The following is a 22,895-nucleotide window of genomic DNA, read 5'->3' on the forward strand; positions in this document are numbered from 1 at the left end:
CGACTCAAGGATAGGGGACTCGCTCTACCGCGTTGCGCGGTTTTTGTGGAGGGGTATTTATTGGCTGTGGGACATTTTTTCGCGTATTGGGACACCGCGAGCGGGTTAAAGCTCAGGTGTCGCCTTGCTCTCCCGGTAGGAGGTGGCCCAATCCGAGGGTGTCTTGCCAAACTGGCTGCGGAACCAGCGTGAAAAGTCGCCGGCGGAGGAAAAGCCAAGGAGTTCAGCGACCTCATACAATCGGCGTTTGCTATTGGCCAGATACTCTTCGGCGAGTTCAACGCGAACAGCATTGATGATCGTGGTGACACTCTCTCCCTCGGTCGCCAAGTGTCGGTTAAGGGTGCGTCGATGCATGCCCAGATGCTGGGCAACCCCTTCGACAGAACACAGTCCGCTTGGCAGCAGCATCTTGACGATCTGGCGTACTCGCTGCGCCGGTTCGTCGCGCAGGTTAGCCAACTGCATGTCCAGCGATCGCTTCACTTCTCTATGCAACGCGGGGTCAGCCGCTGGAATGGGCATGTCCAGATCACGCGCACGGCAAACGATGGCATTGAATTCCTGGGAGAACTCGATAGCTGGCCCCAACACTCGGTGGTGCACTTCAAGGTTGGAGGGGGGCTCGTGAGTAAAACTGACCCTTACCGGGCGGAACGTATTGCGCGTCAACATGCTCAACGTCCGCAGCCCAATGCCGGTCGACTGTTCGATAGCCTGGCGCCAGACACCGTGACCACCCTGCATATTCACACCTACATGCAGCAGTACCAGGTCGCCTGCATCTTCTAGTCGCAACTCCACCCCGGCGTTATGCAGCCGCATATAGCGCGCACATGATTGCAAGGCGGTGCGAAGTGTTGGTTCTTCGCGGATGAGCAGCGCCAGCATGCCGAAGTTGGACAGATGTCTCGTTTCCGCGAGCAGCAATCCGAAGGCCTCTTGGCCGGATAGGCGGGCCGATTCTTCCAGCATCCACCCCACCGAATCGATGCTGATTATGATGTTTGGATCGTCGAGGACACTGGCGGGCAACTTCGCCAGGCGCAGCATGCGAAAGGGATCAAGCCCCACTGAACGGGCAACTTGCTCATAAGCAGTAAGGCTGGCACTTCGCGTCAGGGTGTACATGTATCTCCTCGTGTCCCAATTTCACAAGATTGTGTCCTGCGAAGCTTAGTGCAGGACACCTTGTCACGACTACCTTCAAGCCAACAACGACAAAAAGATGGAGGTAGATAATGGACGCGCGCACCGCTATGCGCATCGGTCAGCCGCTCACCGCAATGGAACAAGTGGACGCCGATGACCCCGATGCATTCAATCACTGCTTTGCCGAGCTCAACGGCATTCGCATGCATTACATCGACGAGGGACAGGGCCCACTCGTCATACTGCTGCACGGTTTTCCGTACCTTTGGTATATGTGGCGGCGCCAGATCCTGGTGTTGGCGGAGACCGGTTATCGGGTCGTGGTCCCCGATCAACGAGGGTTTGGGCAAACCGATCGCCCTGACGCCATTGAAGCCTATGACATGAGTCAGGCCGTCGGCGACATGGTGGGCTTGATGTCGGCACTGGGCGAAACGTCCGCGGTGATCATAGGGCATGACCTGGGCGCTTGGGTGGCCCAAGCGGCGGCCATGCTGCGGCCTGATCTGTTCCGTGGCCTGGTGATGCTCAATACCCCGGTGCCACCGCGCGGCAAGGTCAAACCGACTGTGGGTTTGCAGGCAATGGCAAAGGGCAGGGTGTACCACCATCTGTATTTCCAGCAGCTCGATAAGCCGGATCGCGAGTTGGCCAGTGATCCGCGCAAGACCTTGCGTAGCGTCTTCTATTCGATCTCCGGCAGTGCTGTTGGAGCTGAACGCTGGCGCCTGTTCGTCGAGCCAGGTGAGCCCATTCTCAATGCCTTCACTGAACCGAGGGGCGAGTTCCCGTCATGGCTGAGCGCTCGGGCGCTCGACTACTACGTTGCTGAATACACGCGCACCGGCTTTACCGGACCCTTGAACTACTACCGCTGCCGCGACCGGAACTGGGAGATCACCGCGTTTCTCGACGGTGCGGTGGTGCGCCAGCCGAGCCTGTTCATCGGTGGTGCTGCCGACCCTTCGCTCGAGCCGGTCGAAATCCGCGCGCTCTACGAACAACTCGACGCCTACTTACCCGGGCTACAACAGAAGGTCCTGCTACCGGGCGTGGGCCATAGCGCCGCGGAAGAAAGCGTCGATCAAGTCAATGAATTGCTCCTGACGTTTCTCGAACAGTTCTAACGGTGGGGGCGAGCGTCTTGGTGCGCCCGCCCCGATTCGCGTTTTCCGCGGCAATACCTGTCACTCAGTTGAATGCCGTCAGATCTTTCGGTGCGATGTCATGTTGCTCGCAGTAGGCAAGATAGCGATGCAGCCCGGACTTCCAGTTTTCCAGCGCGACGATGTTGTCGTTCCCGTCCAGGAATGCGAGATCACCCGTCACGTGAACCAGCGTGAGCACATACCCGTCTGTGCTTCCTGTGCTGACGACTTCAGGGGTGTGAGTCGACGCGGCCGTCTCATAGACGATGCTGCCAGGGCCGGCGATCCAGTCATGTTCCTTGTATTTCCACCGGCCTTCGATTGTGTAGACCATCACCGTACCCGTGTGGTGATGTTTGGGCAGTTGCATGTCCAGCGGCGCCTTCATCATGACGATCCATTCACCACGGATCGGGTCAAGCTTGAAGTACTTCAGCAGGACGTTTTCCGCATAGGGCGTAAACGGTACCCACGGCAGCGATTCGCCATCGATGACTGCGGTGTCGACGTGTTCATAGAGCATGTCTTTCTCCATTGATGCGGTTGGGATCGAGTATTCGTCGGCAGCCAAGGCCACCCGACCATGAGTAATGGTCGAGTGCCCTGGACTTTCTGAGGGAGCTGTCGGGATCAGGTAAGCGGCGTGCCCGCGAGAGTGGCGCGCAGCATCTTTCTTGGTGCATTGCCGTAGTCAGCGACCGCGTAGTGCTGGACTTGCAAGTTGTCCCACATGGCAATCGTGTTGGTTCGCCACTTCAGACGCACCTGGTACTCGGGAATCGCGGCCTGAGACGTCAGGTAGTTCATCAAATGATGAGCCTCCGGCATGAAGTCCTGTCCGTAGCGGATATCCTCGAAGTTGAAGAAATTCGAAAAATGGGTGGTGAACGCGGAGTTGACGAACAGCACCTTTTCGCCTGTTTCGGGATGAATCAGCACCACCGGGTGTTCAGCGGCGGGGTTCTTCGCGGCCATGGCATGACGTTGCTCACGCGGCAACTGGGCGCCAAAGGAGTGTTCGGCACTGTGTTTTGCGAACAGACCTTCGATCCGTTGCTTGATGGTGTCTGGCAGGTTTTCGTAAGCCATCACCATGTTGGAGAACAGGGTGTCGCCGCCAGATTCAGGCCCCTGTTCGCAGCGCAATATCGCACCGCGAGGCGGAGCTGGCTTGAAGGTGACATCGGTGTGCCAGAGGTTTTCGCGGCTTGCCTTTTCGACAAAACTCTTGGGTTTGCTTGGGTCAAGGTTGCGGTACAGCATCAGCAGCTTGTCAGCTTCCGGATGGCTCGGCGCCAGGGGATGGCCTTCCAATTCGCCGAATTGCACGGCGAAGTGCTGTTGCTCCGTGGGGGTGATGTCCTGATCGCGAAAGAACAGCACTTTGTGCTTCAACCACAGCGCCCGGATTTCCGCGATCAGTTCGGAGTCCTGGGCAGCATCGGCTAGGTTGATGTTGCTGACTTCGGCACCGATGGCCGGGGAGCAAATCTCCACCTTGATCGAATGCTGGCGCACTGATGACCGGATAATGGCGGGGGCCGAGGGAGGGAGTTGTGAAGGCGTGTCTTGGGCTGCGGCGACTGTTGTCATTGTTATCTCCAATCCGAGCTTGTACGGCGGTGCGCTATATATGCACCCGATATGGGTAACTGCCCCCCGTGCCGATTGGGCAGAGGTACCGGCCCTATAGTAGGTATCAGGGGTACGATGCCGTGGGCCTGGCGGGACAGTTTCTTCGCATACTGGGACAAGGAAAGAGAGATAACCGAACAATGTTGCGATGTTGGTTGGATGGTCCGCTTTTGGCTGATTGCTGCCCTTGTGTGCTCACTCCGGTGCCATGAGTACTGCGAGGCTCATTTTGATAAAATCTTCGTTTTTGTTGATCGTTTGCAGGGCGCCGCGAACGTTGCCGGCTACTTCCGCTGATCCTCTTTGCTCAACCCAAAGCGTCAGCTCCATGATCGCGGCTTCGAGCGCAAGTTGGTTTTCGTTGATCTTGAACAGAAGGGAAGGGAGCAGGTCTTAGTTTGGCATCACGAAATCCTCCATGAAAGAGGGGCATCGTAGCAGCGGAAATGCGGTGACACACATAGAGGAATGCAGCGGTCGGCAGGACGCCAAAGGGGGGGGGGGAGAAACGGAAAGTTTTGTAACGGTTACCAAACAGTTTTGTAACGGCTCTAAAAAGCAGCAACGATTTCAGAACTCCAGAAACGACAAAGCCCTGAATAATCAGGGCTTTGTCGTATAAAGATGGCGGAGGCGATGGGATTCGAACTCATGGACCTGTTACAGTCGACGGTTTTCAAGACCGTTGCCTTAAACCACTCGGCCACACCTCCGTTTGCGTTGCGGGCGCCATAATACCTGAATGAAACACACTGTCAAACTCTCTGCTTAGCTTGTTACAGGGCGTCTGTTATGATCTTTGCGACTGAACGTTTCAAACCAACAGGAGTGTCGCCATGCGCGAACAGGATTACGCAGTTAATAACAGCGTGCAGGCTGAGCAGCTAGAGGTTAGCCGCGTCCTGCGCAACACATACGGCTTGCTCGCCCTGACCCTGGCATTCAGCGGTGTGACAGCCTACGTTGCCCAGCAGATGCATGTTGGCTACCCGAACATTTTCGTGGTGCTGATCGGCTTCTACGGTCTTTTCTTCCTCACCAACAAACTCCGTGATTCGGCCTGGGGCCTGGTGTCGGCATTTGCCCTGACCGGTTTCATGGGTTTCCTGCTTGGCCCGATCCTCAACCGTTACCTGGGTATGCAGGGCGGCGCTGAAGTGGTCAGCTCGGCGTTCGCGATGACGGCGCTGGTGTTCGGCGGTCTGTCGGCGTATGTGCTGATTACCCGCAAGGACATGAGCTTCCTCGGCGGTTTCATCACGGCAGGCTTCTTCGTGCTGCTGGGTGCGACGCTGGCGAGCCTGTTCTTCCAGATCAGCGGCCTGCAACTGGCGATCAGCGCAGGTTTCGTGCTGTTCTCCTCGGTCTGCATTCTGTTCCAGACCAGCGCCATCATTCATGGCGGCGAGCGTAACTACATCATGGCCACCATCAGCCTGTATGTATCGATCTACAACCTGTTCATCAGCCTGTTGCAGCTGTTCGGCATCATGAGCCGCGATGATTGATCGTCGGCACTGAGTAAAAAACCCGCCCAGGCGGGTTTTTTATTACCAGAAATTCAGTATTACTCGGCAATGACAATGCTGCCATCGGCTTGCTGGCGGTAGATGGTGTAGGGCAGCAGCAAGGTATCCATCGCCCCGGACACGACCACGTCGAGCAGCACGATAGCGGGGGCGGGACCATGTGCCTGCGCATCCCGGCCGTCTTCGAGGGGGGCGTTCAGGTAGCAGAAGTCGTAGGTCACGCCGCTGTAGATTCGCGGTACCGCACCGCAATAACTCTTTTGTTCCTTGAGGCTTTTTGCGGCCACTTCGTCACTGCGCACAACCGTCTGAATCGTGCCGCAACCCGCCAGCATCGTAGCCACCAGTAGCATTGCCTGAATTTTCATGCCGTCAATCCTTCGCCGGAAAGCATCAATCTACTTCAGTCTGAAACAAACATCACTCACGCCATGGGCGGCAACCGGCGCTTGACCGGGGTTTTCTTGACGATCGCCGTATTGGTTTCAGCGTGGGTGTTGAGACGGTCGAGCAGGGTGTCCAGTTGTTCCATCGAGCGCACATGCAGGCGCGCAATGAAACAGTCGTCGCCGGTCACCTTGTCGCACTCGGTGAATTCGGGAATGGCCATGATTTGCCGTTCCACTTCCTGCAATTGCCCCGGCAGCGGGCGAATACGCACGATGGCCTGGAGTTGATAGCCAAAGCATTTCGGGTCGATTTCAACGGTGTAGCCCTTGAGCACGCCGCGCTCTTCCAGGCGGCGCAGACGCTCGGCAACGCTGGGGGAGGACAGGCCGCTGATTTGCGCCAGGGCCTTGAGCGAACGTCGCGAGTCTTCCATCAGCGCCGTGATCAGCAGCTGGTCGATGTCATCGGTCATGGCTAAACCCTCTGTTAGGCATTTTTTCAAAACGGCCTTTATAAAAAAGGCAGATCCCGAGTTTAGCCTGCTTTTTGCTCTGGAGTAGCCCCTGGGTGCATTGGCATACTTTTGCCACAAACACAGGAGTCTGATGATGGACAAAACCCTACGCCGCGGTTCGTTCGAAATGACGGCCGCCATGTTGATCTCCGGCACCATCGGCTGGTTCGTGCTGGTGTCCGGGCAACCGGTGCTGGACGTGGTGTTCTGGCGCTGCCTGTTCGGCGCCGGCACCTTGCTGCTGATTTGCGCGGGCTTCGGCTTTCTGCGCCCCGGCATTCTGACCCGCACCACGTTCCTGCTCGCCGTGCTCAGCGGTGTGGCGATTGTCGGCAACTGGGTGTTGTTGTTCGCGTCCTATTCCCGAGCATCAATTGCCATCGGCACCGCCGTCTATAACGTCCAGCCGTTCATGCTGGTCGGGCTGGCGGCTTTGTTCCTCAACGAAAAGATCACCGCGCAGAAATTGACCTGGCTGGGCGTTTCGTTTCTCGGGATGCTGGCGATTGTCAGCGCCCATGGCAGCCAGGGCGAGAGCGGCAGCGATTACCTGATGGGCATTGCCTTGGCCTTGGGCGCGGCGTTTCTCTATGCGATTGCCGCGCTGATCATCAAGCGCCTGACCGGAACCCCGCCGCATTTGATCGCGCTGATCCAGGTCAGCACCGGCGTGTTGTTGCTCGCGCCATTCGCGAATTTTTCGGTATTGCCGCAGGCACCGAGCGCGTGGGCCAGCCTGGTGACGCTGGGCATGGTGCACACCGGCGTGATGTATGTGTTGTTGTACGGCGCGATTCAAAAGCTGCCGACGGCGTTGACGGGCGCGCTGTCCTTCATCTACCCGATCGCGGCGATTTTCGTCGACTGGTTTGCTTTCGGCCATCGCCTGGAGCCGCTGCAATGGATCGGCGTCGCAGCAATTCTGCTGGCCGCTGCCGGCATGCAACAAGGCTGGTCGCTGAAGTTTCGGCGCACGGTGACGCCGTAACCTGCTACGCCAGCGTCAGATGTTCCAGCGCGGCGCGCTCTTGGCCAGGCGCTGGCGCATCTCGCCGACGTTGGCGGCCAGTTGTTGAGTCAGCAAGCGATAGCCGTCCAGCGTGTTGTAGACCGGTGCGTCAAGGCTGAAAAGTGGTACATCCATGGGCCGAACGAGCCGCTGGGCGGCGCCTGATTTCAACGCCCGGGCCATGCCGATCAATTGCACGCGAATCTGTCGATGCTCGGCTTTCAATGCCGTTTGCATCAGCGACATCGCCTCGGGGTCATTGGCATCCGGTCGCGTATTGCCGAGGATTTCCAGGGTGCTGACGCACATGCGCAGGTTGCGCTGGAGGGCATCGAGGTCGGTCATGGAAATCTTCACTTCCTTGGACACCGAAGGCATCAGTGAGCGAAGTTGCACCATCGCCGTGTTCAGGCGGGTCATGAGTTTGAGGTGTTCGTCGGCGGTGATGGCCTGGCCATCAATGATGCGCCCGTAGACTTTCGCGCAATCACGTAGCGCATCGGCCAGGTTGTAGCGCCAGGAATAAACCGCGTACAGCGGAAAACACCAGGCCGACACCGGCACCGATCAAGGTACCGATGGCGAGCTCGGCGGCTTTCTTGCCGATGTTGCCGTGGTGCTGCAAACCGTCGATCACCACTAGCATCGTCACCTACGCCCACTCACCGTGGGGCAGATTGATCCCGGTGGTCAGCAGGATCGTCGCCAGCAACCCGAGCGACACCCGCACCGCGTGGATCACCCGGGCATGGCGGTAGCGCCGGTACGGGTCCAGCAGCGGACGCAGCAGTCGGCGCAGCAAGGGTGGCAGCCGATGGGCTCTGGATGTACTCAGGCTGGCGCTCCTCAGAAGATGTAGTCGGTGGTCAGGAAGCTCGAGCTGCGGCCGCTGATGATCTCGCTGATCAGGTCCTTGTTGGTCTCCTGGAACTTGGTGGCCACCAGGGTGCGGATCGAAAACACCCGCAGAGCATCATGTACCGACAAGGTGCCTTCGGCCGAGTTCTTGCGACCATTGAAGGGGTAGGTGTCCGGACCGCGCTGGCATTGGGCATTGAGGTTGATGCGCCCGACCTGATTGGCAAAGGTGTCCACCAGCCGGCCGACCGCCACCGGGTTGGTGCCGAAGATGCTCAATTGCTGGCCGAAATCCGACTCCAGCACGTAGTCGATCACAGTATCCAGATGACGGTACGGCACGATGGGGATGACCGGGCCGAACTGTTCTTCCTGATAAACCCGCATCTGCGGCGTGACCGGGTACAGCACCGCCGGGTAGAAGAACGACGCACGAGCCTCGCCGCCGTTGGGGTTGACCACCTTGGCGCCCTTGCTCTCGGCTTCCGCCACCAGTGCATGCAGATAGTCGACCTTTCCCGATTCCGGCAGCGGTGTCAGGGCTACGCCACTTTCCCAGGGCATGCCGGGCTTGAGGTTGGCGAGCCGGGCATTGAATTTGTCGATGAAGGACTCGACCACGTCTTCGTGGACAAAAAGGATTTTCAGCGCGGTGCAACGTTGGCCATTGAACGACAGCGAACCGGTCAGCGCTTCACTGACCGCGTTGTCCAGATCCACTTCCGGCAGGACGATGCCCGGGTTTTTCGCATCCAGGCCCAGGGCCGCGCGCAAGCGGTGGGGTCTCGGATGGAGTTTTTTCAGGTCACTGGCGGCCTTGTTGGTGCCAATGAAGGCAAAGATGTCGATCTTGCCGCTGGCCATCAGCGCACTGACCGTCTCGCGGCCGCTGCCGTAGATGACGTTGATCACCCCGGTCGGGAAGCTGTCGCGGAAGGCTTCCAGCAGCGGGCGAATCAGCAGCACGCCGAGCTTGGCCGGCTTGAACACCACGGTGTTGCCCATGATCAGCGCCGGGATCAGCGTGGTGAAGGTTTCGTTCAATGGATAGTTGTAAGGCCCCATGCACAGGGCCACGCCCATCGGCACGCGACGGATCTGGCCGAGGGTGTCCTGTTCCAGTTCGAAACGGCTGGAGCGGCGGTCGAGTTCCTTCAGGGCGTTGATGGTGTCGACGATGTAGTCGCAGGTGCGGTCGAACTCCTTTTCCGAATCCTTGAGGTTCTTGCCGATTTCCCACATCAGCAACTTGACCACGGCGTCGCGCTGCTCGCGCATGCGCCCCAGGAAGGTTTCGACGTGCTGGATGCGTTCGGCCACGCGCATGGTCGGCCACAGGCCCTGGCCGCGGTCATAGGCGCGGACTGCGGCGTCCAGTGCGGTCAATGCGGTGTCGGCATCCAGCAGCGGCGTGCTGCCGAGGATCACCTGTTCATCGCCATTCGGGCCTGCCAGGTACACCGGGCTGCGGACCTGGGCCAGCGGCCCGTTCCAGGATCTGAGTTGGCCATCGACCAGGTACTCGCGCTGCTCGGTCTGGCCGTCAAGGCGGTACTTTTCCGGAATGTCGGCGGGGCTCGGGAACAGGTTCTGGAGAATATTGGCTGTGGTCATGTCGCTACCCCTCTGGATTGGGTGATGCACTGATGAATCGTTTTAGCAGACCTCGGCAACGCTTGTCATGACTCATCTCAGCGTTTTTCCGCGCAGCGTGATGTCCGGGGATTTATCGGTGCCTTGCGTCATGGCCTCAGAAGCTCCCCTTGTTGGCCCCCAATGCCCTCAACCCGCCCGCGCGGGGTGCCTTAGTGTTGACTCTCCTTGATCACAACAAAAAAGCTGCACCCGGATGGCCGGGCAGCCAATGAGAGGGCAGCCATGCGGGCAAGCCGATTAACTGAAAAGCCTAGCCTTTGTTTGGCCTTGGCGGGGTGTGTCTTTGCGGCGTTGTTTGCAGGGTGCGGCGAAGAGCCGAACAACCCGCCGACCCGCAGCGAGGCTGGCACCGCGAGGCCCGCCGACGCCGAGCTGGCGCAGGTCTACGACAACAGCTGCAAGCTGTGCCACGCCAACCCGGCGGCCGGGGCGCCGCTGACCGGCGACATCAAGGCCTGGCAACCACGGGTATTGCAGGGCGTCGACACGCTGCTCGACCACGCGATCAACGGTTACAACGGCATGCCGCCGATGGGCCTGTGCATGCAGTGTTCGCAAGAACAGTTCCTGGCGCTGATTGCCTTTATGTCCGGCCAGCAAATCCAATAACAAGAACGGCAGGGTGCGATTCATGACGATGGACCTGACACGGCGTCAGTTGTTGCAACGGGCGAGCGTCATTGGCGCCTTTACCGCGCTCGGCTCAACGCCGGCACTGGCCGAGCTGCTGCGCGCACCGCGCCTGATTCCCTGGCGCAACTGGTCGGGCGGCCAGAGTTGCCTGCCGGCGGCGCGGCTGGCGCCCAAGAACCTGGATGAGTTGACGCAAGTGATGCGCCAGGCCCCCGGCAGGATTCGGCCGGTGGGCTCGGCGCATTCCTTCAGCGCGCTGGTGCCCACCGACGGCACCTTGCTGTCGCTGAGCTATTTCACGGGTTTGCTCGATCACGATCCGCAAACGCTGCAAGCCGAGTTCGCCGCCGGTACGCCGATGTCACGCATGGGCACGCCGCTCAAGGACATCGGCCAGGCCTTGCAAAACATGGCCGACATCGATTACCAGACTCTGGCCGGCGCGATCTCGACCTCGACCCACGGTACCGGCAAGAACTTTCAATCGTATTCGGCGCACGTCTGCGGCATGCAGTTGGTAACCGCCAGCGGCGACGTGTTGGAGTGCGACGCCAGCCGTCATCCTGAAGTGTTCAGCGCAGCCCGGGTGTCCCTGGGAGCGTTGGGCGTGGCCAGCAAGGTGCGCCTGCAAAACCGCCCGGCCTATCGGTTAAGGGAGCGCCAGTGGATCGCCAAAACCGAAGAGTTGCTGGAAGACCTGGACAAGAACACCCGGGAAAACCAGCACTGGGAAATGCTCGTGGTGACCCATTCCGACTACGCCTTGTCGATCGCCCTGAACGAAACCACCGACCCGGCCACACCGCCGGTCCCGGCGGATGAGGAGGGCGGCAACGAGTTTGTCACGCTGATCGAGAAGATCGACAAATACGCCAGCGACTTCCCGGACCTGCGCCGCACCATGCTCAATAACCTGCGCCACCTGGCCAGTTTCGATGACCGGGTGGGTGACTCGTTCGATATCTACGCCAACGTGCGCACGGTGCGCTTCAACGAAATGGAATATTCCGTGCCGGCCGAATACGGCCCCGCGTGTTTGCGCGAGATCCTCAAACTGATCCAGGACAAGGACCTGCGCACCTGGTTTCCGATTGAATACCGTTACGTCAAGGCCGACGACATTCCCCTGAGCATGTTCGAAGGCCGCGACAGCTGTTCGATCTCGGTCCACCAGCATTACCAGATGGATCATCACAACTTCTTCGCCGCCATCGAGCCGATTTTCTGGAAGTACAACGGCCGGCCACACTGGGGCAAGCTGCACACGCTGAACGCGAAAAACCTGCAACCGTTGTACCCGCGCTGGCAGGAGTTCATCCAGGTGCGGCAGGCACTCGACCCCAGCGGCAAATTCCTCAATGCGCATTTGTCATCGATTCTGGGGGTGAACTAATGGCCGTCAATCGCCGCAATTTCTTGCTCGGCACGGCAGGAGTCGGCGCCTTGTTGGTGGGGCTCGGGGCGTGGCTGCGGCCGGGTGACCGAGGCGCGCCGTACAGCGATTACTTCCGTACGCTGAACCGCGAACTCAAGAACCACGGCCCGATGCGACCGGTGATGCTGATCGACCTTGATCGACTGGATCACAACATTGATGTGGTGATGCAATCGGTCAAACGCGGCGGCAAGCACCTGCGCCTGGTGGAAAAATCACTGCCGGCGCCGGGGCTCCTGGCCTACATCGCCCGGCGCGCCGGCACGCAACGCCTGATGTCGTTTCACCAGCCCTTTCTCAACCATGACGCGGTGCGGTTTGCCGAGGCCGACATTCTGCTGGGTAAGCCGCTGCCGGTGCGTTCGGCCGAGTTGTTCTATCAATCGCACAAGGGGCTTTTCGACCCTTCCAGGCAATTGCAATGGCTGCTCGATACGCCGCAACGCCTGCAGCAATACCTCGCCCTGGCTCAAGGGCTGGGTACGCGAATGCGGGTGAACATCGAACTGGATGTCGGGCTGCATCGCGGTGGCGTCAGCGACCTTGGCGTACTCGGGCAGATGCTGGCGCTGATCAGCCAGCACCCGCAACATCTGCAATTCGCCGGGTTCATGGGCTACGACCCGTTCGTGGGCATGGGCGTGCCGGGGATTCTGGGCGCGCCCGAGGAGCTGTTTGCCAAGGTGATGGTGATCTACAACCGCTGTGTCGATTTCACCCGCCAGCAATACCCTGGTTTATGGCGCGAAGGGTTGACCCTCAATACGGCCGGCAGCCCGAGCTATCGCATGCATGAGCATGAACAACTCAGCAGCGAAGTGTCGGTGGGGACGGCGATGCTCAAGCCTGCTCATTATGATTTGCCGTCACTGGCGGAGCATGTGCCCGCCGCCTACATCGCCACGCCCGTGCTGAAAAGCACCGGGGCTGTGAATATTCCGGCGCTGGATGACAAGTCCAGGCTGTTTTCCTGGTGGGACACCAATCAGCGCGAAACGTATTTCATCTATGGCGGTAACTGGATGGCGGAGTTCGAATCGCCAGCGGGGTTGCAGAGCAATGGCGTGTATGGCCGCAGCTCGAACCAGGAAATGGTCAATGGTTCGGCGGCGGTGGGGCTGACGGTGGAGGACCAGGTGTTCTTGCGCCCGACCCAGACGGAGTCGGTGTTGTTGCAGTTCGGGGACTTACTGGCGGTTCGGGGTGGGAAGATTGTGGATAGCTGGCCGGTGTACTCCTGATGTTTGTTGGGTGATTGCTCCGATGCCTTCGCGAGCAGGCTCGCACACAGGGGGGGGGCAGGCGCGCCAGACCTGCCCGAAACGCCACCCGGTAGCATCCGAGTGCCGGTCAGGCGTTTCGCCGCTACAATGCACGCCTCGACCGTGACAAGCCTGACTAAAAAAATTATGTCTTTGCCCAAACATCACCTGGAATTGCTCAGCCCTGCCCGCGATGTCGCCATCGCCCGCGAGGCCATCCTGCATGGCGCCGATGCCATCTACATCGGCGGCCCGAGCTTCGGCGCCCGCCACAATGCCTGCAACGAAGTGAGCGATATCGCCCAATTGGTGGAATTCGCCCGTCGCTACCATGCACGGGTGTTCACCACCATCAATACCATCCTGCACGACAACGAACTGGAGCCGGCCCGCAAGCTGATCCACCAGTTGTACGACGCTGGCGTCGATGCGCTGATCGTCCAGGATCTGGGGGTGATGGAGCTGGACATTCCGCCGATCGAGCTGCACGCCAGTACCCAGACTGACATCCGCACCCTGGAGCGGGCGAAGTTCCTCGATCAGGCCGGTTTCTCGCAACTGGTTCTGGCCCGCGAGCTGAATCTCCAGGAGATCCGCGCCATCGCCGACGAAACCGACGCGGCCATCGAGTTCTTTATCCATGGCGCGTTGTGCGTGGCGTTTTCCGGTCAGTGCAACATTTCCCACGCGCAAACCGGGCGCAGCGCGAACCGTGGCGATTGCTCCCAGGCTTGCCGCCTGCCGTACACCCTCAAGGACGAAAAGGGTGGGGTGATCGCTTACGAAAAGCATCTGTTGTCGATGAAGGACAACAACCAGAGCGCCAACATCCGTGCCCTGGTCGAGGCCGGCGTGCGTTCGTTCAAGATCGAGGGCCGCTACAAGGACATGGGCTATGTGAAAAACATCACCGCCTACTACCGCCAGCGCCTCGACGCCGTGCTCGAAGACCGCCCGGACCTGGCCCGCGCCTCCAGCGGCCGCACCGCGCACTTCTTCCTGCCCGACCCGGAAAAAACCTTCCACCGTGGCAGCACCGATTACTTCGTCACTGACCGCAAGATCGATATCGGCGCCTTTGACTCGCCGACCTTCACCGGTCTGCCGGTGGGTGTGGTCGAGAAAGTCGCCAAGCGTGACATGCAGGTCGTGACGCACGAGCCGCTGTCCAACGGCGACGGCCTCAACGTGCTGGTCAAGCGTGAAGTCGTGGGTTTCCGCGCCAATATCGCCGAACCCAAGGGCGAGTTCGAGGAGGACGGCGAGAAGCGCTATCGCTATCGCGTCGAGCCCAACGAGATGCCGGAGGGGATGTACAAGCTGCGCCCCAACCACCCGCTGAATCGCAACCTCGATCACAACTGGCAACAGGCGCTGCAAAAGACCTCCGCCGAGCGTCGCATCGCCCTGAACTGGGTCGCTCGCCTGCGTGAAGAGCAGCTTGAACTGACCGCTACCAGCGAAGAGGGCATCAGCGCCAGCGTCACCCTGGCCGGCCCGTTCGGCGCCGCCAACAAGCCGGAACAGGCGCTGGAGCAATTGCAGGATCTGCTCGGCCAACTGGGTACCACGCAGTACCACGCCATCGACATCAAGCTGGACGCGCCGCAGGCGTACTTCATCCCCAACTCGCAGCTCAAGGCTTTGCGCCGTGAAGTGATTGAAGCCTTGACCGAAGCGCGGATCGCTGCCCACCCGCGTGGCAGCCGCAAGGCCGAAACCACGCCGCCGCCGGTGTACCCGGAGTCGCACCTGTCGTTCCTGGCCAACGTCTACAACCAGAAAGCCCGGGATTTCTATCACCGCCACGGCGTCAAGCTGATCGATGCGGCCTACGAGGCCCATGAGGAAACCGGCGAGGTGCCGGTGATGATCACCAAGCACTGCCTGCGTTTCTCCTTCAACCTGTGCCCGAAGCAGGCCAAGGGCGTGACTGGTGTGCGCACCAAGGTCGCACCGATGCAACTGATCCACGGCGATGAAGTGCTGACGTTGAAGTTCGACTGCAAGCCTTGTGAAATGCACATCATCGGCAAGATGAAAGGCCACATCCTCAACCTGCCGCAACCGGGCAGCGTGGTCGGTCACATCAGCCCCGAAGACCTGCTCAAGACCATCCCGCGCGCGCCGCACTGAGTGACCGGTGAGTGCGCCGCAACGGCGCGCTCACCTGTTCCCGCGTGGAACCTGTTTTTGCTGAAGTCTGGACGCCGGCGACAAGCCTGGAGCTGGCGGTCGACACTATTCACAGGTGTCGGCGACAGCCCTTTCAGCTCGTTTGAATTCCTGTTTGACGTCGGTGGGGATACGCTGCTTTTTCATTTCCTGACCGAGGAAGGGTTGTTCGCCTCGGGACTGGACCTCAGCGTCCTCGGCGGTTATCTGCGCCTCGATGGCAGCGGCGTGCTTGTCGATGACGGCATCGACCTCGGCTTCATTCCTGGCGGTATCGAGTGCCAGGACCAACTGACCGGCCTCGGCTTTTTCGGCTTCGGCATAGGCTTCGACCGTCAACCCGGAGGCCAACGCTCGCGTCTGGGTTTCCAGGCGATTGAGATGCTCCCGGGCGGCCTTGCAGACCGCTTCCTGTCGCTGACTCTGGATGTGTTCCCAGGTGTTCAACCCATAAATCGCGGTCCCGAGTACCAGAAGGGTTGCAGCGGCCCCCATTAATTTGACTTTCACTTTTGGCGCCCTCAAATGGCAAGGGAAGGGTGTTGCGTAAACGATTCCCGATTCAATTCGAGTAAAGAAAAGCGTAGCAGAGCTGTTCGGGCTGAATGTGCGCCGATAACTCCGCGAGATCCGGCTCAACACTAAGCGCCTGTTTTAACGAACAATTTTTTTTGTTGGGGCTTCCCAGGCGAGGAAAAAGTTGGTAAATTTGCGCCCACTCTTACAGCGGCCCTCAGGGAGCCAGTCGCGAGAGCAGGCAACAAGTCTTGTTGCCACTCAAGAAAGCGAGTGCCAGGCACTCATCGCAACAGATACAGGGGCGTCGCCAAGCGGTAAGGCAGCAGGTTTTGATCCTGCCATGCGTTGGTTCGAATCCAGCCGCCCCTGCCATTTTTTATTCCTGCCTAATCAGATAACACTCGACCGGCGGTTATTATTCGTCGATTTGCTGGTTTTTTGCCGCCCGTTCCCCAGTCGCGCTGATGCCACTACCGAAAGCGCTCCGGGATGGCTTCGGCAAACGGGTACCAGGAAAAATACGGCCGTGCCTCGTCGATCACCCGCTTGACCGAGGGCCTTTGGATCAGCCTGTCGAAATAAGCACTCAAGTGGCGATGATCGTCGGGAAAGGGTACGAGGATGCTGGCGTAGAACAGCGCCGGGGCGGCGGCGCAATCGGCCATGCTGAAAGCGGGGCTGGCTGCCCAGGTGTTTGCGGCCAGCTGGTGTTCAAGCATGCCGTACGCCGTCATCAGCGCGGCGCGTTCGCGGGTCAGGTCGCCGTTTGCGGCATTGATTCGGTCAGCGACGATCTTCTGCATCGGCACCTGGACGTGCAGGTCGAAAAAACGATCCCACAGGCGCACCTCCAGCGCGGCTTGCCAATCGTCTGGAATCAGGCTTGCCTGGCGGGGATGAAGCCGGTCCAGGTACTCAATGATCACGCTCGACTCGGGTACGTCCCGTTGGCGGTCGTGATCGCGGATCACCGGGAATTTGCAGAGTGGCCAAAGTGCTTGTAGCTCGGCCCGGTCAGCCTCGTTGCCCAGGTCGATGATCCTTTTTTCAAACTCGATTTCCAGTTCATAGAGAGCGATCAGCGCTTTGTGGCAGAACGACGAGAGCGGATGGAAATAGAGAGTCAGTGACATCCTTCAATTCCTCGGTGAGATGGAAGCCGCTTGATTATCCGTCGCTATCGGCCAATGCGCGGGGTGCTCCACCCTGATGTCCGGTGCCTGCTGTTCGGGTTAGAGTACAGGTCTTCTGGCCTGAACATCAGGCATGCCACGTTTAGGGTCATATCGCCATGCACCAGATCGGACTCATTGTTTACCCCGGTTTCCAGGTTCTGGGCCTGGCCATGTGTGCCGCCTTCGAGTTGGCCAACAGTGCCGCTGACGAGCCGTTGTACCGCATTGCCTTGCTGTCCGAGCCGGGCGGCCTGGTGCAAACGTCCGCCGGTTTTGCTGTGCAGACCGAAGCGTTCGACCAGCGTGCGTTCGATACGCTGCTGGTCCTGGGCGACAACCTGATCCGCCCGACCACGCCGGGCATGCTGAAGTTTTTGCGCCATGCCAGTCACGGCACCCGGCGTCTGGGCTCGATTTGCACGGGGGCGAATGCGTTGGCGGAGGCCGGTTTGCTCGATGGGCGGCGGGCGACTACCCACTGGGCGCATGTGCCGGCCTTTCGCAAGGCGTACCCGAACGTGAAGGTCGAGGAGGACCGCATCTTCATCAACGATGGTCACCTGTGGACCGCGGCGGGGATGAGCGCATGCGTGGACCTGGCTTTGGCGCTGGTGGAGATGGATCTGGGCGCGGACGTTGCACGCAAGGTAGCGCGGCAATTGGTGGTGTACCACCGGCGTTCCGGCGGACAGTCGCAGTTTTCGGTAATGCTGGAACTGGCCCCCAAGACCGACCGCATACAGGCCGCGCTGAACTACGCCAAGCAGAATCTCAAGTCGGCGTTGTCGGTCGAGGAACTGGCCAACGCGGCCAATCTCAGCCCTCGGCAATTCAGCCGGGTGTTTCATGCCGAAACCGGCCAGTCTCCGGCCAAGGCCATCGAAAACCTGCGGGTCGAGTCGGCCCGGTTGATGATGGAAACCGGGCGGCACTCCATCGATGTAGTGGCGACGGACACTGGTTTTGGTGACCGGGAACGTATGCGCCGCGCTTTTATTCGAGCGTTCGGGCAGCCGCCGCAGGTGATCCAGCGTGCCAGTCGGGGCTGAATTATGATGTCTTGAAAGGTGGTGTATGCGACATTCAGGCCTTTTTATTTCAAGCGTAATATTGATCTCGTTGAAACGTATCCCTCAATGAGACCACCGCCATGACCCTCGTCAAAGCCGCCGCCGTACAAATCAGCCCTGTTCTTTACAGTCGAGAAGGCACCGTCGACAAAGTGGTGCAGAAGATTCTCGAACTCGGCGAACAGGGTGTGCAATTCGCTGTGTTCCCGGAAACCGTCGTGCCGTACTACCCGTACTTTTCCTACGTACAGTCGCCGTTCGAAATGGCCGCCGAACACCTCAAGCTGCTGGACCAGGCGGTCACCGTGCCTTCGGACGCCACCGATGCCATCGGCGCGGCGGCCAGGCAAGCCGGCATGGTCGTGTCCATCGGCGTCAACGAGCGCGATGGCGGTTCGCTGTACAACACGCAGTTGCTGTTCGATGCCGACGGCTCGCTGATCCAGCGTCGCCGCAAGATTTCCCCGACCTACCACGAACGCATGATCTGGGGCATGGGCGACGGTTCCGGCCTGCGGGCTGTCGACAGCGCGGCAGGGCGCATCGGTCAACTGGCCTGCTGGGAGCATTTCAACCCGCTGGCCCGTTATGCCTTGATGGCCGATGGCGAACAGATCCATGCGGCAATGTACCCTGGCTCGTTTGCGGGCCCCCTGTTCGCCGCGCAAATGGAAGTCAGCATTCGCCAGCATGCCCTGGAGGCCGCGTGCTTTGTGGTCAATTCCACCGCGTGGCTGTACCCCGAGCAACAGGCACAGATCATGGCCGATACCGGTTGCGCCATCGGCCCGATCTCCGGCGGTTGCTATACCGCGATCATCAGCCCGGATGGCTCGGTCCTGGGTTCGTTGCAGGAAGGTGAGGGCGAGGTGATCGCGGACCTCGACATGGGCCTGATCGACAAGCGCAAGCGCATGATGGATTCCCGCGGTCACTACAGTCGTCCGGAACTGCTGAGCCTGCTGATTGACCGCACACCGCAAACCCAGGTGCATGAACGCAGTGCGCATCCGAGGCGGGTCGAAGAGACCGGGCTGGAGGAGGTGGTTGATTAGATTAGAGTAGTCCTGAAATAGGTTTTACACCTACCCCAACGCATCCGCCCCCGCGGGACTTATTCCCGCATCGGCGGTACATGGGTATTAATGATTAATCGGCGCTAATTGTTAAAAGCTCAATATTGTCTACATACACTGTTGCCCCGGCCGCTTGAGGTGCCATGAAGTACAGTTTGCTGACACCTCCGCGGCTGAGCCCATCTATCTGTAATATTGCAGATTGGCCCTCCGACCATAAATGTGTTGTGTCTGGCCCATTGTTGTATGTGGCGTAAATTCCACTCGAAGAGGTCGTAAGGTGACCCAGAGTCACAAGTGAGACGCGCTCTACATACCGTTTGAAAGTTACCAGCACAGAACCGCCTCTCGATATATACAACGCCCGGCCCGAGAAATAAGGGTATGCCGAGGCACCGGTGGAGATCTCCGGCAAAGAACTCGTGGACATCGCCTGGAAGTCCATCAGTGGGCGGTTGGTAATATTCCTAAATTGGCCTAGGGGTATCGACTCAAAATTTTCAATGGTCTCCTCGATCACCGTAAAGGTTCTCGCCGGTGAAACTTGCCCATTTCCGTATAGGGCTTTGGCGGTGAAGCTGTGCTCGGCCAGGCTCAGGCCCGTCATGGCGTGGGTCCAGATGCCGGTTGCAGGGTCGGCGGTCGCCTCGCCTTTGGACGTGGTGCCATCGAAGATCTGGACCTTCTGGCCCTTGCTCGCCACCCCGGTGAGCTTGACGGTGGTGTCGACCGTGAAACCAGCCTCTGGGATCAGAACGTTCTTGGAGTCTTCAGCCTTGGTGATCTCCGGCTTCAACTCCACTAGCGCCTTGACGGTATAAGTCCGTACAGGGAAGACCACGGCTTCGCTTTCATTCTGGCTCTTGCCCAGCGCCGCCTTGAACTCCATGGTCAGGCTGCTGCCGTCCTTGAGATTTTTTAACCCCGCGAGTGCGATGGCGTTTTCGTAGTAGCTATTATCGATCCACCCTTGATAGACATACGAACCGGGTGCCTTGAGTAGCTGGTTGGTGTAGACGGTGCCATCCGCATTTGTGCCCTTCAGGACCAACCATACATATTGGCGAGTGGCAATCAGCGGCCAGACACCCATGCGGTAGGTGGCATTGGCGGTCAGGTTGGCGACGTTGAACACAGGGCCCTGGCCATTGTTGTCGGCATCCATGATGATCGGTGAATTCAGCACGTTGACCGGCAAGGTCCCGACATTCAGGCTCAACGGCAATGACGTAACAGGCTTGCCGTCACGGGTAATGGTAAACGTCACGCTCACCGTTTTGCCCAGGTTGAACGCCAGCACCGTGACCGGCAGCGCAATGCTCAGGCCCGTCTCACTGATCAGCCTGGCTTCGGTGGTATGAGAGGCTTCCGCATGGCTGCCGGCCACAGCGGCCCAGGTCACGCTCAACAGGTCGGTCGGCAGCAACCCCTCCGGCGGAACCACGGCCGTCAGCGCCTCCACGGCGTTCATCGGCAACAAGGTTTTGCCGTCCGCTTCGGCTTGCTGAATTCGCGGTGGGTCGAGCTGCAGTGCCACGCCCACGCTGAAGTCCAGTGGTTGCGAATACCGGGTGTTCTCCCCGGCACGTTCGACGAAGTACCTGGCTTGTACCGTGCCGCCCTCGTTGCCCTTGATCAGATCGGCGCTGATGGGAAACGGTACCTCTTTGCCGGCAGTGATCGTGGTCAGTTTGATCGAGTCGCTGGACTGGCCGGTTTTCGACCCATCCCATACTCGTGTCACCGTGTCCTCGACCAGGGTATTGAGCCAGGTGGCCGTCAGGGTGGTGCCATTGCGATCCGGGTCGAGGGCGTTGTCGACCACGCCGTCTACCCTCGGCTCCGGCAGCTCCAGGCGTGGTTCGCCAATATTGAGCAGCGATGCATGTTCGGATTCGCGCAGCGCATTGAGCGCGCTGTAGTGATCCAGCTTCGCCAATACGCTGTCGTCGCTCAGCAATTGGTAATAGAGCTCCAGCGTGCCGCCTTCCAGTGGCTTGATATGGACGCCGTCAACGGTGATGTACAGCGGCAAGCCGGCGGAGATGTCGCCATTGGTAATCGGGCGCAACGGCAGGTCGGGCAGATAGGGTGTGAAATCCGGCAAGGTACCGAGCCAGAACAGCTTGATCGCCTGGCCGGCCTCGAACGAGTCATCCCACGGGATTTCGATGCGGGTGCGCGGCAAGTCTGGATCGAGCGCCCCTTGCGAGGCGTCTTCGGCGATCGGCGGCTTGAGGCGATGGAGTTCCCCGATGACGCTGATGAACTGTCCTTTGGAATGAATATCGGCCGAGCCATCGTCTTTCTGGATGCGGTACGACAGCACCATCTGGGTCTTGGCCAGGCGTCGCAGCAGTGCATTGGGGATCGGTATTTCAAGGATGCTCGGTACGCTGCCCAGGACCTTGCCCGACAGTTCGTGGTCGATCGGTCCCCCTTCCACCGGCGTGCCTTTGACCCTGAGGAAGATGGTGTCGTCCTTCGCGAAAAACCTGGCGTCCACGGCAATGACTTGCCCGGTACCCAGGGCATCGCCCAGCTTGTCGACATCCAGCACGTTGTTCAGCGCTTCCTTGAGCAGCGGTGCATTTGGACGCGCCGTGTCGATGCTGACCACCACCCGTTGGGCGGCACTCCAGTCCTCGGAACGGTTGTCGACCTTGTCGTACAGTTCGAAAACCACCGCCAGGCCGGTGCTGTCAGAGTCCCCCGCGTCACGAATCGTGGCCTCGTCGACATGAATGACGACGGGCGTTTTGCCGTCGGCCTGATCCTGGGTCAGGGGTGGGCTGAGCACAAAGACACCGCCCCAGCTCAGGCGGATCACATCGCCGGGGGCAATGTTCGGGTAGGGGTCAATGGTGATGTCGACGCCAGCGCTCACGTTGTCCTGATCGATGCCGCCTTCGAGAATCTCGCGGGGAATGTGCATGACCAGCTTGGAGTGGCCCGGCGTGTCGTTGTCATCCTTGCCGCCGGGGCGGGTGAGTTTGACGAACACCTTCATCACTTCGGAGGGCTCGGCCGTCTGGCCCAGACGGGTCACGGCGTAGGAGACATTGAAGTTGCTGGCAATGATGTGCCGTGCCTCCACGAACATCCGCAGTTCGGTGTCGACCTCTGAAGCGGCCACGGTCTTTTGCAGCACCTGATTGCCGGGGCCCCAAAAAATTACCAGCCGGTCGCCTTGACCCATGACCCCCCACGGGCCGGCCAGGCATTTCAGGCCATGGCGCGGGAAGTTGTCCAGTACCGCCGCGATGTTCAGGCCCCAGACATCGGGATTGGTGGAGATCGGGTTTACGGTACGCCCGGGAATGCCCAGCTCACGCAGGAGTTTGATGCTGTTGTCGGGGGAACGGGACGAGGCCATGGAAGGGACTCCAGTCGAGGGATGGGGGACGGATCACAATTTAAAGCCTGACGGGGTGGGGCTGCCTACTGTCAGATCTGACAGGTCGGGAAGGGTTTTCGATGAGTGGTAGGCGTTTCGCCGGGGCTGATTTGATTGACGGGATTGGGGGCCGTTGCAGGCTATCGCGCAAGATTGTGCTGGTGAGTGAGTGTCTGCCACTACCGAAAAAACGGTATGCCGCATTGAGCAAACAAAAGGGGACTTCATGGAAGTCCCCTTTTTGTTGTGCGCCCAGCATGGG

The 22,895-nt window shown here is 59.7% G+C and carries 19 protein-coding genes, 2 tRNA genes and 1 pseudogene; 10 read left to right on the top strand and 12 right to left on the bottom strand.

The genetic code is table 11. The features are described 5' to 3' along the window. Window positions 1-105: 105 nt before the first annotated feature. Window positions 106-1,131: an AraC family transcriptional regulator gene (locus tag AC3IX1_RS12055; protein ID WP_489388350.1), complete on the bottom strand. Its 1,026-nt coding sequence runs from the start codon at window positions 1,129-1,131 to the stop codon at window positions 106-108. A gap of 110 nt (window positions 1,132-1,241) precedes the next feature. Here AC3IX1_RS12055 and AC3IX1_RS12060 point away from each other — a divergent pair, with 110 nt between their 5' ends. After that, a complete protein-coding gene (locus tag AC3IX1_RS12060) occupies window positions 1,242-2,279 on the top strand; it encodes an alpha/beta fold hydrolase (protein WP_489388351.1) in 1,038 nt (345 codons plus the stop codon). Window positions 2,280-2,343: 64 nt separating this feature from the next. Here AC3IX1_RS12060 and AC3IX1_RS12065 read toward each other — a convergent pair whose 3' ends face one another. The 4 genes from AC3IX1_RS12065 to AC3IX1_RS12080 all read right to left on the bottom strand — a co-directional run bounded on the left by AC3IX1_RS12065 (window position 2,344) and on the right by AC3IX1_RS12080 (window position 4,648). Then, window positions 2,344-2,823, bottom strand: coding sequence for a 2,4'-dihydroxyacetophenone dioxygenase family protein (locus tag AC3IX1_RS12065; protein WP_489388352.1), 480 nt, complete (start codon window positions 2,821-2,823; stop codon window positions 2,344-2,346). 107 nt (window positions 2,824-2,930) lie between these two features. Then, a complete protein-coding gene (locus AC3IX1_RS12070; RefSeq protein ID WP_489388728.1) occupies window positions 2,931-3,803 on the bottom strand; it encodes a TauD/TfdA dioxygenase family protein in 873 nt (290 codons plus the stop codon). A 327-nt stretch (window positions 3,804-4,130) separates the two neighbouring features. Then, entirely contained in the window at window positions 4,131-4,325 is a 195-nt protein-coding gene (locus AC3IX1_RS12075) for a hypothetical protein (protein ID WP_489388729.1), read from the bottom strand. Between the two features lie 235 nt (window positions 4,326-4,560). Beyond that, a tRNA-Ser gene (locus tag AC3IX1_RS12080) sits at window positions 4,561-4,648 on the bottom strand. A 123-nt stretch (window positions 4,649-4,771) separates the two neighbouring features. On the opposite strand from AC3IX1_RS12080, the gene AC3IX1_RS12085 reads away from it, so the two are divergent. Further along, window positions 4,772-5,443, top strand: coding sequence for a Bax inhibitor-1/YccA family protein (locus tag AC3IX1_RS12085; RefSeq protein WP_489388353.1), 672 nt, complete (start codon window positions 4,772-4,774; stop codon window positions 5,441-5,443). Window positions 5,444-5,502: 59 nt separating this feature from the next. Here the strand turns inward: AC3IX1_RS12085 and AC3IX1_RS12090 are convergent, their stop codons facing one another. After that, window positions 5,503-5,832, bottom strand: coding sequence for a YceK/YidQ family lipoprotein (locus AC3IX1_RS12090; protein ID WP_489388354.1), 330 nt, complete (start codon window positions 5,830-5,832; stop codon window positions 5,503-5,505). Between the two features lie 56 nt (window positions 5,833-5,888). Beyond that, window positions 5,889-6,326 carry an Lrp/AsnC family transcriptional regulator gene (locus tag AC3IX1_RS12095; protein ID WP_046038550.1) on the bottom strand — a complete coding sequence of 146 codons (438 nt, stop codon included), beginning with the start codon at window positions 6,324-6,326 and terminating at the stop codon, window positions 5,889-5,891. A 136-nt stretch (window positions 6,327-6,462) separates the two neighbouring features. Here AC3IX1_RS12095 and AC3IX1_RS12100 point away from each other — a divergent pair, with 136 nt between their 5' ends. Then, entirely contained in the window at window positions 6,463-7,356 is an 894-nt protein-coding gene (locus tag AC3IX1_RS12100) for a DMT family transporter (protein ID WP_489388355.1), read from the top strand. A 15-nt stretch (window positions 7,357-7,371) separates the two neighbouring features. On the opposite strand, the pseudogene AC3IX1_RS12105 reads toward AC3IX1_RS12100, so the two are convergent. Both AC3IX1_RS12105 and AC3IX1_RS12110 read right to left on the bottom strand, forming a co-directional pair. Continuing rightward, a pseudogene (locus tag AC3IX1_RS12105) lies at window positions 7,372-8,155 on the bottom strand (hypothetical protein). 68 nt (window positions 8,156-8,223) lie between these two features. Next, the gene (locus tag AC3IX1_RS12110; protein WP_489388356.1) at window positions 8,224-9,849 is read right to left on the bottom strand and encodes an NADP-dependent glyceraldehyde-3-phosphate dehydrogenase; all 1,626 of its coding nucleotides are present in this window, start codon (window positions 9,847-9,849) and stop codon (window positions 8,224-8,226) included. 264 nt (window positions 9,850-10,113) lie between these two features. On the opposite strand from AC3IX1_RS12110, the gene AC3IX1_RS12115 reads away from it, so the two are divergent. From AC3IX1_RS12115 to AC3IX1_RS12130, 4 genes are all read left to right on the top strand, one after another. Next, the gene (locus tag AC3IX1_RS12115; RefSeq protein WP_489388357.1) at window positions 10,114-10,500 is read left to right on the top strand and encodes a c-type cytochrome; all 387 of its coding nucleotides are present in this window, start codon (window positions 10,114-10,116) and stop codon (window positions 10,498-10,500) included. 22 nt (window positions 10,501-10,522) lie between these two features. Then, window positions 10,523-11,917 (top strand): D-arabinono-1,4-lactone oxidase, encoded by a 1,395-nt coding sequence (locus AC3IX1_RS12120; RefSeq protein ID WP_489388358.1) that lies wholly within the window; start codon window positions 10,523-10,525, stop codon window positions 11,915-11,917. Between the two features lie 74 nt (window positions 11,918-11,991). Next, entirely contained in the window at window positions 11,992-13,200 is a 1,209-nt protein-coding gene (locus AC3IX1_RS12125; RefSeq protein ID WP_489388730.1) for a DSD1 family PLP-dependent enzyme, read from the top strand. A 168-nt stretch (window positions 13,201-13,368) separates the two neighbouring features. After that, entirely contained in the window at window positions 13,369-15,357 is a 1,989-nt protein-coding gene (locus AC3IX1_RS12130) for a peptidase U32 family protein (RefSeq protein WP_489388359.1), read from the top strand. A 105-nt stretch (window positions 15,358-15,462) separates the two neighbouring features. On the opposite strand, the gene AC3IX1_RS12135 is transcribed toward AC3IX1_RS12130, so the two are convergent. Continuing rightward, window positions 15,463-15,891: a hypothetical protein gene (locus AC3IX1_RS12135; RefSeq protein ID WP_489388731.1), complete on the bottom strand. Its 429-nt coding sequence runs from the start codon at window positions 15,889-15,891 to the stop codon at window positions 15,463-15,465. A 321-nt stretch (window positions 15,892-16,212) separates the two neighbouring features. Between AC3IX1_RS12135 and AC3IX1_RS12140 the strand changes: the two genes are divergently transcribed. After that, window positions 16,213-16,287 (top strand) — tRNA-Gln (locus AC3IX1_RS12140). Window positions 16,288-16,385: 98 nt separating this feature from the next. Here the strand turns inward: AC3IX1_RS12140 and AC3IX1_RS12145 are convergent. Further along, window positions 16,386-17,048, bottom strand: coding sequence for a glutathione S-transferase family protein (locus tag AC3IX1_RS12145; RefSeq protein ID WP_489388360.1), 663 nt, complete (start codon window positions 17,046-17,048; stop codon window positions 16,386-16,388). A gap of 158 nt (window positions 17,049-17,206) precedes the next feature. On the opposite strand from AC3IX1_RS12145, the gene AC3IX1_RS12150 reads away from it, so the two are divergent. After that, window positions 17,207-18,139: a GlxA family transcriptional regulator gene (locus AC3IX1_RS12150; RefSeq protein WP_489388361.1), complete on the top strand. Its 933-nt coding sequence runs from the start codon at window positions 17,207-17,209 to the stop codon at window positions 18,137-18,139. Between the two features lie 101 nt (window positions 18,140-18,240). Next, complete coding sequence (locus AC3IX1_RS12155; protein ID WP_489388362.1) at window positions 18,241-19,215, top strand: nitrilase-related carbon-nitrogen hydrolase; 975 nt, start codon at window positions 18,241-18,243, stop codon at window positions 19,213-19,215. A 94-nt stretch (window positions 19,216-19,309) separates the two neighbouring features. Here AC3IX1_RS12155 and AC3IX1_RS12160 read toward each other — a convergent pair whose 3' ends face one another. After that, window positions 19,310-22,612, bottom strand: a complete 3,303-nt coding sequence (locus tag AC3IX1_RS12160; RefSeq protein ID WP_489388363.1) for a hypothetical protein — start codon at window positions 22,610-22,612, stop codon at window positions 19,310-19,312. Between the last annotated feature and the right edge of the window lie 283 nt (window positions 22,613-22,895).

The sequence above is a fragment of the Pseudomonas sp. KH_046_2 genome (genome assembly GCF_057838985.1).

Bases quoted from the DNA above. Each gene is read 5' to 3' on its own strand.
- AC3IX1_RS12055 (WP_489388350.1), bottom strand. From the start codon at position 1,131: ATGTACACCCTGACGCGAAGTGCCAGCCTTACTGCTTATGAGCAAGTT.
- AC3IX1_RS12060 (WP_489388351.1), top strand. From the start codon at position 1,242: ATGGACGCGCGCACCGCTATGCGCATCGGTCAGCCGCTCACCGCAATG.
- AC3IX1_RS12065 (WP_489388352.1), bottom strand. From the start codon at position 2,823: ATGCTCTATGAACACGTCGACACCGCAGTCATCGATGGCGAATCGCTG.
- AC3IX1_RS12085 (WP_489388353.1), top strand. From the start codon at position 4,772: ATGCGCGAACAGGATTACGCAGTTAATAACAGCGTGCAGGCTGAGCAG.
- AC3IX1_RS12090 (WP_489388354.1), bottom strand. From the start codon at position 5,832: ATGAAAATTCAGGCAATGCTACTGGTGGCTACGATGCTGGCGGGTTGC.
- AC3IX1_RS12095 (WP_046038550.1), bottom strand. From the start codon at position 6,326: ATGACCGATGACATCGACCAGCTGCTGATCACGGCGCTGATGGAAGAC.
- AC3IX1_RS12100 (WP_489388355.1), top strand. From the start codon at position 6,463: ATGGACAAAACCCTACGCCGCGGTTCGTTCGAAATGACGGCCGCCATG.
- AC3IX1_RS12110 (WP_489388356.1), bottom strand. From the start codon at position 9,849: ATGACCACAGCCAATATTCTCCAGAACCTGTTCCCGAGCCCCGCCGAC.
- AC3IX1_RS12115 (WP_489388357.1), top strand. From the start codon at position 10,114: ATGCGGGCAAGCCGATTAACTGAAAAGCCTAGCCTTTGTTTGGCCTTG.
- AC3IX1_RS12120 (WP_489388358.1), top strand. From the start codon at position 10,523: ATGACGATGGACCTGACACGGCGTCAGTTGTTGCAACGGGCGAGCGTC.
- AC3IX1_RS12130 (WP_489388359.1), top strand. From the start codon at position 13,369: ATGTCTTTGCCCAAACATCACCTGGAATTGCTCAGCCCTGCCCGCGAT.
- AC3IX1_RS12135 (WP_489388731.1), bottom strand. From the start codon at position 15,891: ATGGGGGCCGCTGCAACCCTTCTGGTACTCGGGACCGCGATTTATGGG.
- AC3IX1_RS12145 (WP_489388360.1), bottom strand. From the start codon at position 17,048: ATGTCACTGACTCTCTATTTCCATCCGCTCTCGTCGTTCTGCCACAAA.
- AC3IX1_RS12150 (WP_489388361.1), top strand. From the start codon at position 17,207: ATGCACCAGATCGGACTCATTGTTTACCCCGGTTTCCAGGTTCTGGGC.
- AC3IX1_RS12155 (WP_489388362.1), top strand. From the start codon at position 18,241: ATGACCCTCGTCAAAGCCGCCGCCGTACAAATCAGCCCTGTTCTTTAC.
- AC3IX1_RS12160 (WP_489388363.1), bottom strand. From the start codon at position 22,612: ATGGCCTCGTCCCGTTCCCCCGACAACAGCATCAAACTCCTGCGTGAG.